The following is a 13,679-nucleotide window of genomic DNA, read 5'->3' as shown; positions in this document are numbered from 1 at the left end:
GCCAGCACTTCACCCGCCAGCGGAAAGCGAGCACCCCACGTGGTTGCCGAGCACATCGAGCAGGGCGACGCCCCCGGCTCCGACAGACCCTCGCCGGGACCGGAGGGGCGGGAGCGGACGGCGAACCCGGGACGCTCCCTCGCCTCCGCTCTGATGGCGGGACACCGCTGGGGACGCCTCGACCTGCTGTGGCGCGTACTCGCCGCGGTCGGCTCCGGCCTCGCACAGCTGCTCGCCCTGCCGCCCTTCGGCCTGTGGTGGCTGGGCCCCCTCAGCGCGGCCCTGCTCGCCTTCGCCGTCGCCGGGACCCGCATGCGCCGCGCCGCCTGGATCGGCGCCCTCGCCGGAGGCACCCTCATGGTGCCGCTGGTGCACTGGCAGGACATCTTCGGCGTGGACGTGTGGCTGGCCATCGCCGGCGCCGAGACCGTCTACTTCCTCCCCATGGCCATGGGTGTGGCGCTCGTCATGCGCCTGCCCGGCTGGCCGCTCTGGACCGCGGCGCTGTGGGTGGCCCAGGAGGCCGTGCGCGCCCGCTGGCCCCTGGGCGGCTTCCCCTGGGGCAAGCTCGCCTTCGCCCAGCCCGACACGCCCTTCGTCGGCTACGCCGCACTGGGCTCCTCCGCGCTCGTCTCCTTCGCCGTCGCCCTCACCGGCGGGCTGCTGCTGTGGAGCGTGCTGCGCGCGGCCCACGCCCTCCCCGTCGCGCGGGGAACGGCGCCGGACGCCCCACCGGCCCGCACCGGGTGGATCGGCGCGGCCGCGGGACTGGCCGCCTGCGCCGTCATCGTCGCCGGGGGCTCCCTGGCCCCCGCGATCGGCCGCCCCGCCGTCGACGACACCGTCACCGTCGGCATGGTCCAGGGCAACGTGCCCAACGTCGGCCAGATGTCCATCCTCGGCGAGCGCATGCAGGTGCTCAACAACCACGCCGACGGCGTCCACGAGCTCGCCGCCGCCGTTCGCGAGGGGGAGTACCCGAGCCCGGACATGGTGCTGCTGCCCGAGAACGCCACCGACATCGACCCCTTCCGCGACCCGGTCGCCCGCGAGGTCATCGACGCCGCCGCGGCCGACGCGGGCGTCCCCCTGCTGTGGGGCATGAGCCGCTTCAACGACGACGGCACCCGCTACGTCAGCAGTGTCGTCTGGGACCCGGAGACCGGGCCGGGCGAGCTGTACGACAAGCGCTACCTGGTGCCGTTCGGCGAGTACGTCCCCTACCGCGACTTCTTCACGCGGTTCGTCGACCGCCTGCAGCAGGTCAGTTCCGACGCCGTCCCGGGCACCGAACCCGGGGCCCTGGACGTGGCCGGCACCACGCTGGCCGTCGGCATCTGCTTCGACGTCGCCTTCGACCCGCCGGTGCGCGAGTCCGTGGCCGCGGGCGGGCAGGTCATCGTCATCCCCACCAACAACGCCAACTACAACTTCACCGGCCAGTCCGACCAGCAGCTCGCCATCACCCAGCTGCGCGCGGTCGAGCACGGCCGCCCGGCGGTGGTCGTCTCCACCAGCGGCGTCAGCGCCGTGGTGGACCCCGACGGCAGCGTCGTCTACCGGTCCCCCGAGGGCGAGCCCGACATCCACGTGGCCGAGCTCGACGCCATGGACGGCACCACGGTGGCCACCCGGCTCGGCGCCGCCCCCGAGGCGGCCCTGAGCGCCCTCGGCCTGGCCGCGGTCGCCGCCGCACTCGTGATCGGCCGCCGCCGGGCCTGAGGACGCCACGGAACCCGCGCCGGGCGCCCCGCCGGGGCGTCCGGCGCGTTCGCCCGCGGATGAGCGGGCCCGGTCGGGGAACCATCAGGGCCCCGGGCGCGTTCACCCCTGTAAGGGAGGACCCGTTGGCCGACGACCCTGAGGATGGTTCCGCATGCCGCTGCTGACAGTGCTGGCGCTCATGGCGCTGCCCTTCCTCGAAGTGTGGCTGATGATCGTGGTGGGCGGCTGGATCGGTGTCCCCTGGACACTGGCGGCACTGGTCTCGCTGATGGTCCTGGGCGTGGCCGTGCTGCGTCGGGCCGGGACCAAGGCCTTCCAGGACGCCGACAGGGCCATGCGCTCCGGTGAGCCGCCGCGCGGCGGCCTGCTCGACCCGCTCATGCTGATGGCGGGGGGCGTCCTGCTCGTCATCCCCGGCTTCATCACCGCCGCGCTCGGACTCCTGCTCGCCCTGCCGTTCACCCGGCCGGCGCTGCGCTGGGCGTTCGCCGGATGGGCGCAGCGGCGGATGAGGAAGATGCAGGACCGCGTGAACCAGGAGTTCGTCGTGCAGGGCGTCGGCGTCCCCGGACAGGGCGGACGCGCGGGCGACCCCTTCGGGGGAGGCCCCGGAGCCGCCCCCTTCGGCCGCCGCCCCGGCGCCGACGCGGCGGGGGACGCCCCCGCGTCCGACCGCGGACGCGTCATCCAGGGCCGGTTCGAGCCCACCGACGGGGACGACGACACCCCCAGATGATCCATCCACCTCCCGGGGCAGGCGCGCTCCCGGGAGCGACGAGGCCCGCCGCGGATCGCCCCACGGCGGGCCTCGTCACGTCCGGCCCCCGGTCGTCAGTCCCGGTCGTGGAAGTGCGCCTGGAGCGCGCGCACCTCCTCGGCGAGCGCCTCCACGGGGCCCTCCACCTCGACCCCGGGCACGACGTCGTTGACGGGCAGCGCGCGCACGGGTCCCGCGGGCACCCCCCACTCCTCCAGCCAGGAGACCAGCTGCGCCGAGGAACTCGCGTACACGATCCGGCCGAGGCCCGCCCAGCCGTGCGCCGCCGAGCACATGGCGCAGTGCTCCCCGGAGGTGTACACGGTCGCCGCCGCGCGCTCGGCCGGGGTCATGCGGGTCGTCGACCACCGGGCGATCGCGAACTCCGGGTGCTGGGTGCCGTCGCCGCCCGCGACGTGGTTGTGGTCCTCGAACAGCACGGTCCCGTCTGCCGCGACCAGCAGTGATCCGAACGGCTCGTCCCCCGCGGCCAGCGCCTCCGCGGCCAGTTCGACCGCACGCCTCAGGTGCCGCAGGTCGGTGTCGTCCACCATGCCCTCCCTCTCCTCGCGCCGCGGCCCCCGGCCGCGGTCCGCGCCACGGTACCGCCGGGGCGGCCCGGACGGCGAACCCCCTGCGGGAGGCGTCCCGGGGCCAGGCCGGGGTCAGCGTCCGCGGCCGAACCCTCCTTCCCGGACCGCGCCCGCACCGCCCACGGCGCCATCGCCGCGGAGCGGGCCGAACCCCACCGCTGAGGGTCGGGCAGGGGCCGGCCCGACCGGGTCCGCACACGCGGACGGCCGCGCCGGAGCACGTCCGGCGCGGCCGTCGGGGGCCGGTGCGGTCCCCTAGACCATGGAGGCCTCCCGGTGCCCGTCCTCCTCACGGGCCGCCTCCTCGGCGGCGCGGGCCTCGGAGCGGGCTATCCACCGGTCGTCCACCACCCGGATCACCGTGATCGCCACGATCGCCACCCCGGCCACGGCCAGACCGGTGAGGACCTTGGCCGGGTCGCTCACGTCCAGGTCGAAGAACCACTGGCCCAGCGGCGTCACCATGGCCAGTGTCAGCAGGCCGACCATGGAGCCCACCATCAGGACCTTCCACCACACGTACGGCTTGGCCACCAGCAGCAGGACCCACAGGGTGGTCGCGCACAGCGTGATCACCACCGCCGTGCGGTCCGCCGGGTCCGGGACGGTCCGCCCGCCCAGCACCAGCAGGTAGGTCGTCACCGCCGCGAAACCGGCCACCATCCCCGAGGGGATGGCGAGCCGCAGCGTGCGCATCACGAACCCCGGCTTGGCGATGTCGGTGTTGGGCGCCAGGGCCAGGAAGAACGACGGGATGCCGAAGGTCACCGCGTTGATCAGCGTCGCGTGCCGGGGGAAGAACGGGTACGCGACCGCCAGCAGCCCGACGATGATCGCCAGCGTCATCGTGTACACGGTCTTGGTCAGGAACAGGCTGGCCACACGCTCGATGTTGCCGATGACCCGGCGGCCCTCGGCCACCACGCGCGGCAGCACCGCGAAGCGGTTGTCCAGCAGGACCAGCTGCGCCACCGAGCGCGACGCCGGGCTGCCGGAGCCCATCGCCACCCCGATGTCGGCCTCCTTCAGGGCCAGCACGTCGTTGACGCCGTCGCCGGTCATCGCCACCGTGTGCCCGCGGTCCTTCAGCCCGCGCACCATGTCGCGCTTGCGCTCGGGGGTCACCCGGCCGAACGCCGAGCGCCTCTCGACCTCGCGGGCCAGCTCGTCCGCGTCGGCGGACAGGGAGCGGGCGTCCACCGGGTCCTCCGCGCCGGGCAGGCCCAGCTCGCGGCCCACCGCGCCGACCGAGGCCGCGTGGTCGCCGGAGACGATCTTGACGTCGACGCCCTGGCCGGCGAAGTAGTCGAGGGTGGCCCCGGCGTCCTCGCGCACCTTCTGGTCCAGGACCACCAGCGCGACCGGGGCCACCTCGCCGGGGGCGTCGTCGGAGTCCACCCGGGCGGAGGCGCGGGCCAGCAGCAGCACCCGGAGCCCCTGCGAGCCGAGCCGTGCCGCCTCGGCCGCGGCGGGGGAGTCGGGGGAGGACAGCACGTCGGCGGCGCCCAGGACCCAGTGCTCCTCGCCGCCCGGGGTGAGGAAGCCGGCCCCGCTCCACTTGCGGGCCGACGAGAACGGCGCCAGCGCGATGACGGTCCAGTCGGGGGCGGACACCCCGCTCGACCCGAACCCCTGCGCGATGGCGGCCATGCTCGCGTTGTGGTCGGGGTCGCAGGCCGCCAGGGCGGCCAGCACCTGGGTCGGCGAGGGGTCGTCGCCTACCGCGCGCCCTCCCAGGTCGCGGATCTGGGCCAGCTTCATGCCGGCCTCGGTCAGCGTCCCCGTCTTGTCGGTGCACACCACGTCCACGCGGGCCAGGCCCTCGATCGCGGGCAGCTCCTGCACCAGGCACTTGTACTTCCCCAGCCGGATCACACCGACCGCGAAGGCGATGCTGGTGAGCAGGATCAGCCCCTCGGGGATCATCGACACCAGCGCCGCCACCATGCCGCGCAGCGCGTCCGCCAGCGGGCCGGAGATCTGGCCGCCCGCCGTGGGCTCCTCCAGCGTGACGTGGCCGCCCATGAACAGCTGGCTGTAGATCAGCAGGGCACCGATCGGGAACAGCGCGTAGGTGATCCAGGTCAGGATGCGGTTGATGCCCGACCGCAGCTCCGAGTGCACCAGCGAGAACCGGCTCGCCTCCTCGGCCAGGCGTGCCGCGTACGCGTGCCGCCCCACCTTGGTGGCGCGGAAGCGCCCGGCGCCCGCCACCACGAAGCTGCCCGACATCACGGTGTCGCCGGGCCGCTTGAGCACGGGATCGGCCTCGCCGGTCAGCAGGGACTCGTCGACCTCCAGCCCTCCCGCCCAGGTGACGACGCCGTCGACCGCGATCTGGTCGCCCGTGCCGACCTCGAGGACCTCGTCCAGGACGATCTCCTGGGTGGTCACGCGCACCGTCGCGCCGTCGCGCACGACCCGGGGGTGGGCGGCGTTGACGATCGCGAGCTTGTCCAGGGTGCGCTTGGCGCGCAGCTCCTGGACGATGCCGATCAGCGTGTTGATCAGGATCACCATCGCGAACAGCCCGTCCTGGACGGGACCGATCACGGCGATGATCGTGAACAGCACCGCGATCATCGCGTTGATCCGCGTGAACACGTTGGCTCGGATGATCTGCCCGACGCTGCGGCTGGCACGCACGGGGACGTCGTTGGTCCGGCCGGTGGCGACCCGCTCGGCGACTTCCGCCAGGGTCAGCCCGGTCTCGGACGGGGGGCCGTGGAGGCCCGGCCCGGCACGCTCGGGCCGCGCGCCGGCGACGTTCGGGGCAGCCGCCTGCGAATCCCTGTCCGAGGCGCCTTCCGCACCGTCGTCGGGTCGTTCGGGTTGGACGGGCACGCACACTCCTGGGTGGTACGGGAGACGGGTGGACGGGCCCCTGAACACGCGAGGGGGCGCACCGGCCACGGACGTCCGGAGAGTAAGGAGATCCACAGCCTAGAAGACCCCCGGACCACTCGCGGGCGTCCTGCCCCCCCCGATGCCGGGTGGTACCCGCACCACCAGGCGTCCGGGGGGCGGCCGTGTCCGGCGCCCGCCCCGCCCTCCCCGGCAGGCCCCGAGCGGACGTAGAGTCCGGGTACAGTTCCGTCCACCCTCCGGTCGGGCCTCTCGGGCCGTGCCTCCGGGGAGACAGCAGAGGTCCTCATGTGCACCGTCATCGTCGGATTCGATCCCGGCGCCGACACACCACTCGTCATCGCGGCGCTCCGGGACGAGATGTCCCTGCGGCCCTGGGACCCGCCCGCGCGCCACTGGCCCGACCGGCCCGAGCTGGTCGGCGGGCGCGACCTCACGGCGGGGGGAACCTGGCTGGCGGTGAACCCCGCCCGCCCCCGCGTCTGCGCCGTGCTCAACGGGTGGCCCTGGGACGGGAGCATGCCCTGGGAGGGCGTGTACCCGGCGAGCCGGGGGGAGCTGCCGCTGCGCGCCCTCGCGCACCCGGTGCGGGACCCGCTCCAGGGGGAGGACCCCACCCGGTACGCGCCCTTCCACCTCCTGGACGCCGACGCCCACAGGGTCGGCCTGCACAGCTGGGACGGGCGGTGCATGGACACGAGGCCGCTGCCCGCGGGGGTGAGCATCGTGGTGAACACCGGCCTGGACCCGCACGACCCCAGGGCGGCGCGCCACACGCCGGCGTTCGCGGCCACCCGGCCCGACCCGGCGGACCTGGCCGCCGCGAAAGGGGTCGAGGAGATCTGGGGCGAGTGGCCGCGCCTCATCACCGAGGCCGCCGGCGCGACCCCCCGTTCCGTGGGCGCCGACGGCCAGGGCGATCCGTCGGGCCTGGTCGCGCGGGCCGATCTGGGACAGGGGCGGATCTGGGCGACGGGCTCGGTGACGCTGGTCGCGCTGGACCGTGAGACGGTCCGCTACGCCTTCACGGACGCCCCTGCCGACGCCGGGGCGTGGCGGATGGTCGAGGTGTGAGGGGCCGTCGCCGCCCCGGCCCGGGGCGGCGACGGGCCGCGGAGCGAAACCTCCGCGAAGGATTCCCGCAACGGGGTGTTTACAGGAGGTCGGCCGCTGGCTACTCTCATGGGAGCGTTCCCAAATGACTTGGGTCACATTCTTTCGACATCCCCCTCCCCCTGACATCCCCCGACATCCCCCTCCTCCCACACCCCTCGCCCGGCGTCGCACCATGGTGGTCGGGTTTTCTTCGCCTGCCGTGTGGGAGCGCTCCCACATCCCCTGGCGCACCGCGCCCCTGCCAGTACGAGGTCGTCATGCCCCGCGCACCTCCGTCCCCGTCCACGTCTGAGCGGACCTCACGCAACCGTCGCCCGCACCCCCGGTCGACACTCCGCAAGCTCCTTTTGGTCACCCCCCTCCATGAGGAAGAAGACGACATGAGCAGGATCCACCGTGGCGCGAGCACACGCTCGCGGACACGACGAGGCCTCGCCGCGGCCTCGGCCCTCGTACTCGGCACCACCTTGGCACTCCTTCCCACCACGCCCGCGAGCGCCGCCCCGGGCTGCGAGGTGGACTACCAGGTCAACGACTGGGGCTCCGGTTTCACCGCGAGCGTCGAGATCACCAACCTGGGAACCGCCCTCAACGGCTGGACCCTCGACTGGTCCTTCCCCGGGAACCAGCAGGTCACGAACCTGTGGAACGGTACGCACACCCAGTCGGGGCAGGACGTGTCGGTGACCGCCGCCGGTCACAACTCGTCGATCTCCACGAACGGGACCGTCTCCTTCGGGTTCAACGCCTCCTACTCCGGGAGCAACGCCGCACCGTCGGAGTTCACCCTCAACGGCGTGGTGTGCGACGGATCGGTCGACCCCGGTCCCGGACCCGACCCGGACCCGGACCCCGACCCGGAACCGGGGGACCGCGTGGACAATCCGTATGAGGGCGCGGATGTGTACGTGAACCCGATCTGGTCGGCCAACGCCGCCGCCGAGCCCGGCGGGGACGCGATCTCCGACCAGCCCACGGGTGTGTGGCTGGACCAGATCAGCGCGATCGAGGGCAACGACAGCCCCACCACCGGGTCGATGGGCCTGCGCGAGCACCTGGACGAGGCGGTGGCCCAGGCCGCGGGCGAGCCGATGGTCTTCCAGGTGGTGATCTACAACCTGCCCGGCCGCGACTGCGCGGCGCTGGCCTCCAACGGCGAGCTGGGACCGGACGAGATCGACCGCTACAAGCACGAGTACATCGACCCGATCGCGGAGATCCTGGCCGACCCGGCCTACGCGGACCTGCGGATCGTGACGACGGTGGAGATCGACTCGCTGCCCAACCTGGTCACGAACGTGTCCCCGCGCGAGACGGCCACGCCCGAGTGCGACGAGATGCTGGCCAACGGCAACTACGTGGAGGGCGTGGGCTACGCCCTGGCGCAGCTGGGCGCGATCGACAACGTCTACAACTACGTGGACGCGGGCCACCACGGGTGGATCGGCTGGGCCGACAACTTCTCGGCCTCGGCGGCGCTGTTCTACGAGGCGGCCAACACCGCCGGCGCTTCGCCGGACGACGTGCACGGGTTCATCGCGAACACGGCCAACTACTCGGCGCTGGTCGAGGACAACTTCTCGATCGGCCAGACGGTGGCCGGAACGCCGGTGCGCCAGTCGCAGTGGGTGGACTGGAACCAGTTCACCGACGAGCTGTCCTTCTCCCAGGCGCTGCGCGAGGAGCTGGTCTCGCAGGGGTTCGCCTCCGACATCGGGATGCTGATCGACACCTCCCGCAACGGCTGGGGCGGACCGGACCGCCCCACGGGCCCCGGCCCCGAGACCAGTGTGGACGCCTACGTGGACGGGGGCCGCTACGACCGGCGGATCCAGTCGGGCAACTGGTGCAACCAGTCGGGCGCGGGGCTGGGCGAGCGCCCGCAGGCCTCCCCCGAGCCGGGCATCGACGCCTATGTGTGGATGAAGCCCCCGGGCGAGTCCGACGGCTCCAGCGAGTTCATCCCCAACCCCGAGGGCAAGGGCTTCGACCGCATGTGCGACCCGACCTATGAGGGCAACCCCCGCAACGGGTACAACATGAGCGGCGCGCTGGCCGACGCCCCGATCTCGGGCCACTGGTTCTCGGCCCAGTTCCAGGAGCTGCTGGACAACGCCTACCCGCCGCTGAACTGACGCCTCCCCGCCCCTCCGAGGTGCCGAGGGGGATAACTGAACAGGACGCCCGTCCGCTCACCGAGCGGGCGGGCGTCCGCCACGGGAACCCCGGGCGGCGCGCGGGGCGCGGCTCACGCTGATCCGGGAGCCGGCCCGCCGCTGGAGGCGCGTGCGACGAACTCGAAGCCCAGGACCTCGTGCACGGGGTCGTCGTTCACGGTGCGGCCCGCGAGGATCTCCACCACGCGCCGCGCCATGGCCTCCGTGGGTTGCTGCACCGTGGTCAGGGCGGGGATCGACACCAGGCAGTTGCGGGTGCCGTCGAACCCCACGACGGCCAGGTCGTCGGGGACCGTCAGTCCCGCCCGGTGGGCCGCGTACAGGACGCCGAACGCCTGCTCGTCGGTGGTGCAGTAGACGGCACGCGGCCGGTCCGTCCCGCTCAGCAGCGTGTAGGCGGACTCCGCGGCGTCGTGCCGTGAGATCTCCGAGCGGATCGTCCACGCGCGCACGCCCTCCGCGCCCGCGACCGCCCTGTCGAAGCCCGCCCGGTGCTGCCGCGCCCCGGTGGACTCGACCGGGCCGTTGAGCAGCACGATGCTCCCGTAGCCGTGCGCCAGGAGGTGCTCGGTGGCCCGCTGGGCGGCGGCCTCGTAGTCGATGGTGATCGACGAGGCGCGCTCGCGGTCCGAGATCGGGTGCAGCGCGACGACGGGGATGCCGGCCTCGAAGAACTCGCCGAGGTCGGGTTCGTCGCACACCGAGACCAGCACGACCGAGTCGACCTGGCGCTCGACGAGCGAGCGGGTGTGGCGGCGCTCCTGCTCCGCCGAGAGCGCGGAGTCGGCGATGAGCAGCAGGTTGCCCCGGACCCCCGCGGCGTCCTCGATGGCGCGGGCCAGTTCCGCGAAGTAGGGGTTGCAGATGTCGGGCACGATCAGCCCGATCGAGTGCGTCCGGCCGCTGGAGAGGGAGCGCGCCAGCGCGTTCGGCCGGTAGCCGAGCTCGGCCGCCGCGTCGAGGACCTTCTGCCGGGTCGCCGGGGCCACCCCGCGCGGTCCGTCGTTGAACACGTAGGAGACCACGGCGGTGGAGGTACCCGCCCGTCGCGCGACGTCCCGTGCTGTCGCCATGCGGCACCAGTCCCTTCCGTTCTCCCTAGCGTGAGGGTAGCCGTCCCCGCGGGCGGCCCGGGTGCGGGGGCGCCCGGAGGGCGCCGGGTCACGAATCGGGCCCCCGACCTTGTCATTTACCGTTCACATGAGGTTTGCTAGCTTATATCTAAGCGCATAGATCGCTGACTTCCCGGTGAAGGCCTCCGCGACCCAGCAGTGCCGTGCGAGCCGGAACCCGCCTCGAAAGGTCACCGTCCATGAGAAAACGACAGAGAGTCCTGGCGTCCGTCGCCGGAGCGGCATCCCTGGCACTGATCGCGGCCTGCTCCCCGGGCTCCGGTGACGGGGGCGGGGACGGGACGATCCAGTTCCTCGGCCCGGAGGACCCGGCCTTCTTCGAGCCCCTCATCGAGGCCTTCGAGGCATCCCACGAGGGCTACACCGTCGAGTACACCCAGGTGCCCTTCGACCAGTACAACAGCACGGTCCAGCAGCGGCTCTCCGCGGGCGACGAGTCCATCGACGTCTACGCGGTCGACCAGCCCCGCGTGCCGTGGATGGCCGCCCAGGGGCTCCTGGAAGACCTCTCCGACCTGGAGGACCGCGCCCGCGAGGCCACCACGGAGGGCCAGTACTCCACCGGGATCCACCAGGACAAGCTCTGGGCCCTGCCCGTGTGGAACTCCACGCAGCTGATGTTCGTCAACCAGGACGCCCTCGCCGCCGCCGACATCGAGGGACCGGGCACCGACCCCTCCGAGCGCTGGACGTGGGAGCAGACCGCGGAGGCTGCCGAGGCGGCCCAGGAGGCCGGCACCGAGTGGGGCCTGCTCCTGGAGCAGACCGACTTCTACTACCAGCTCCAGCCGCTCATGGAGTCCAAGGGCGGCGGGAGCGGGGTCGTCGGCGAGGACATGCTCGACCAGGACGTCGCCAACGCCGAGTGGGTCGAGGCCATGGAGTGGTTCGGCGCGACCTTCGAGGACGGGCTCTCCCCGCGGGGCGTCGGCACCTTCGAGACCAGCCCCCTCTTCTCCGGCGGGGACGTCGCCTTCTTCGTCGGCGGCCCCTGGGACCTGGGGGAGTTCGCCGACTCCGACGTGGACTGGACGGTCGCGCCGATGCCCTACTTCGAGGGCGGCGAGGAGGTCACCCCCTCCGGGTCGTGGTCCTGGGGCGTCAACCCCGCCTCGCAGGCCAAGGACGCCGCACGCCTGTTCCTGGAGTACGCGGCGCTGGACCCCGCCGGCAACCTCGCCAGCACCGAGCGCCAGACGATCATCCCGGCCAACACCGAGGCCGCCGAGGAGTACCTGCCGCGCATGGACGCCCTGGCGGGCGACCGGAGCGCCGGAGCCGCCGACCTCATCTCCCACGAGGTGGCCAACACCGGGGTGGTGCGGCCCGTCACGGTCGGCTACGCCCAGTTCGAGGAGGTCATGAACACGGCCTTCGCGGACATCCGCAACGGCTCCGACGCCGCGTCCCGGCTGGAACAGGCCGGGGAGCAGCTCGAAGACGCCTGGGCCCCGCTGCGATGAGCGGTCCCTCCACACGGGCCGGGGACGGCGGGCGGGCCGTGAGCGCCCGCCCCCGGCCCGGCCACTACCGGCGCCCGTGGTGGCGCGGGACCGCGGCGGTCGCGCTCGCGTTCCTGCTGCCCTCGCTGGTGGCGCTCACCCTCCTGCGGCTGCTGCCCGGCGCGACGGCCCTCTGGGAGAGCCTGCACCACACGTCCCTGCTGTCCGGCAGGAGCTTCGTCGGACTCGGCAACTACCTCGACCTGTTCGCCAACGCCGACTTCCGCGGCGCGGTGGCGGTGACCCTGCTCTTCACCCTGGTGGTGAACCCGCTGCAGGTGGCGGTCTCCGTCGCGCTGGCGGTGCTGTACACGCGCCGCCGCATGGCCGGCTCCAAGGTGTGGCGTGCGCTGGTGATCCTGCCGATCGCCACCCCGCCCGCGGTCTCCGCCGTGGTCTGGAGCGTGATCTTCCGTCCCGAGGGCGGGCTCGCCAACGCCCTGCTGGCGGTGGTCGGACTGCCCCCTCAGGGGTTCCTGACCTCACCCGACCAGGCGCTGGCCTCGATCATCGTCCTGCTGTCGTGGATCGGCGTCGGCTACTGGATGCTGTTCCTCATCGCGGGGATCAACGACATCCCGGCCGAACTCTACGAGGCGGCGGAGCTGGACGGGGCGTCGCCGGTGCGCGCGTTCCTCAACGTCACCCTGCCGATGCTGCGCAGGCCGCTCTCGTTCGTCCTGGTCGCGGCCACCGTCTCCAACCTGCTGGTCTTCGCGCCCGTGCAGATCCTCACCGGGGGCGGGCCGGAGGGGTCCACGAACCTCCTCATGTACGACATCTACTCCCGCGCCTACTCGCTCGGCGACATGGGGCGCGCCCAGGCGGAGGTGGTCGTGCTGGTGGTGATCACCCTCGTGATCGTCGCCGTCCAGTTCCGCATGCTGCGAAGTGAGGACTGAGCGATGCCGACGAACACCTCCTCCGGCCCCGGGGCGCCGGCCGCCCGGGCGGACCGCCCCGCAGGGCGGACACGGCGGCGCCCCCGCACACGGAGGGCCCTGATCACCGCCACGGGCGCCGTGGTGGGACTCGTCTTCGTGGTCCCGCTGCTCTGGGTGCTCACCAACTCCCTCAGGCCGAGCGCCGACACGTTCCGCTTCCTGTCGCCGGTCGGCTGGGAGACCTTCCTGACCCTGACACCGGCCCTCGACAACTACACGGCCCTGGTGGGGACGGGCCTGGGCCGGGGCATCCTCAACTCGCTGCTCATCAGCGCGGTCACGGTCGTGGTGGGGCTGGTGCTGTGCGCCACGGCCGCGTTCGGGCTCTCCGCGCTGCGGTTCCGCGGCCAGGGCGCGGTGTTCGCGGTGATCGTGGTCAGCTTCCTGATCCCGTTCGACGCGATCGCCATCCCGCTCGCGGACCTGTTCCGCGACTGGAACCTCCAGAACACCTTCACCGGGCTGATCCTGCCCGGCCTCGGCAACGGCATGGCGATCTTCATGCTGCGCAACTTCTTCCTCGCCGTCCCGGAGGAACTGGTGGAGGCCGGCCGCCTGGACGGCCTCAGCTGGTGGGGCGTGTTCTGGCGGATCTACCTGCCCCTGTCCAGGCCCGCGCTCATGGGGGCGGGCCTGATGCTGTTCCTGTTCCAGTGGCAGGCCTACGTGTGGCCGCTGCTCATGGGGACGGACGCCGAGCACGTCGTCGGCCCCGTCGCCCTGGCCAACATGCAGGGCCAGTTCAGCGTGGACTACGGCCTGATGTTCGCCGGGTCCGTGGTGCTGATCCTGGTGCCGCTGGTCGTGATCCTCTCCCTCCAGAAGTACTTCATCCAGTCCGTCTCGACCTCGGGGCTCAAGTGAGCC

General features: G+C 72.8%; 10 protein-coding genes. 7 read left to right on the top strand and 3 right to left on the bottom strand.

From position 1 onward, the window contains the following. The first annotated feature begins 39 nt into the window (after positions 1 to 39). Together lnt and OUQ99_RS19880 are read left to right on the top strand one after the other, a co-directional pair. Positions 40 to 1,722 carry an apolipoprotein N-acyltransferase gene (gene lnt / locus OUQ99_RS19885; RefSeq protein ID WP_378553808.1) on the top strand — a complete coding sequence of 561 codons (1,683 nt, stop codon included), beginning with the start codon at positions 40 to 42 and terminating at the stop codon, positions 1,720 to 1,722. A 154-nt stretch (positions 1,723 to 1,876) separates the two neighbouring features. Beyond that, positions 1,877 to 2,461, top strand: coding sequence for an FxsA family protein (locus tag OUQ99_RS19880; RefSeq protein WP_267945292.1), 585 nt, complete (start codon positions 1,877 to 1,879; stop codon positions 2,459 to 2,461). A gap of 95 nt (positions 2,462 to 2,556) precedes the next feature. Here the strand turns inward: OUQ99_RS19880 and OUQ99_RS19875 are convergent, their stop codons facing one another. Both OUQ99_RS19875 and OUQ99_RS19870 read right to left on the bottom strand, forming a co-directional pair. After that, positions 2,557 to 3,036, bottom strand: coding sequence for a nucleoside deaminase (locus tag OUQ99_RS19875; protein WP_267945291.1), 480 nt, complete (start codon positions 3,034 to 3,036; stop codon positions 2,557 to 2,559). 294 nt (positions 3,037 to 3,330) lie between these two features. Continuing rightward, complete coding sequence (locus tag OUQ99_RS19870; RefSeq protein WP_267945290.1) at positions 3,331 to 5,919, bottom strand: HAD-IC family P-type ATPase; 2,589 nt, start codon at positions 5,917 to 5,919, stop codon at positions 3,331 to 3,333. A 309-nt stretch (positions 5,920 to 6,228) separates the two neighbouring features. Between OUQ99_RS19870 and OUQ99_RS19865 the strand changes: the two genes are divergently transcribed. Together OUQ99_RS19865 and OUQ99_RS19860 are read left to right on the top strand one after the other, a co-directional pair. Continuing rightward, positions 6,229 to 7,014, top strand: a complete 786-nt coding sequence (locus tag OUQ99_RS19865; protein ID WP_267945289.1) for an NRDE family protein — start codon at positions 6,229 to 6,231, stop codon at positions 7,012 to 7,014. Between the two features lie 422 nt (positions 7,015 to 7,436). Continuing rightward, on the top strand, positions 7,437 to 9,191 hold the full coding sequence (locus tag OUQ99_RS19860) for a glycoside hydrolase family 6 protein (protein ID WP_267945288.1): 1,755 nt from the start codon (positions 7,437 to 7,439) through the stop codon (positions 9,189 to 9,191). Between the two features lie 113 nt (positions 9,192 to 9,304). Here the strand turns inward: OUQ99_RS19860 and OUQ99_RS19855 are convergent, their stop codons facing one another. Continuing rightward, complete coding sequence (locus OUQ99_RS19855; RefSeq protein ID WP_267945287.1) at positions 9,305 to 10,306, bottom strand: LacI family DNA-binding transcriptional regulator; 1,002 nt, start codon at positions 10,304 to 10,306, stop codon at positions 9,305 to 9,307. Between the two features lie 239 nt (positions 10,307 to 10,545). Here OUQ99_RS19855 and OUQ99_RS19850 point away from each other — a divergent pair, with 239 nt between their 5' ends. From OUQ99_RS19850 to OUQ99_RS19840, 3 genes are read left to right on the top strand one after another with little or no spacing between them, the layout of a single operon-like run. Continuing rightward, positions 10,546 to 11,829 carry a sugar ABC transporter substrate-binding protein gene (locus OUQ99_RS19850; RefSeq protein WP_267945286.1) on the top strand — a complete coding sequence of 428 codons (1,284 nt, stop codon included), beginning with the start codon at positions 10,546 to 10,548 and terminating at the stop codon, positions 11,827 to 11,829. Between the two features lie 38 nt (positions 11,830 to 11,867). Next, on the top strand, positions 11,868 to 12,770 hold the full coding sequence (locus tag OUQ99_RS19845; protein ID WP_267945285.1) for a carbohydrate ABC transporter permease: 903 nt from the start codon (positions 11,868 to 11,870) through the stop codon (positions 12,768 to 12,770). 3 nt (positions 12,771 to 12,773) lie between these two features. Continuing rightward, a complete protein-coding gene (locus tag OUQ99_RS19840; protein WP_267945284.1) occupies positions 12,774 to 13,676 on the top strand; it encodes a carbohydrate ABC transporter permease in 903 nt (300 codons plus the stop codon). Positions 13,677 to 13,679: the final 3 nt, after the last annotated feature.

The organism is Streptomonospora nanhaiensis, from assembly GCF_026642255.1.
Classification (GTDB): Bacteria; Actinomycetota; Actinomycetes; order Streptosporangiales; family Streptosporangiaceae; genus Nocardiopsis; species Nocardiopsis tropica.
The sequence above is the reverse complement of the archived record's forward strand: the minus strand, read 5'-3'. Positions and strand labels throughout refer to the sequence as shown.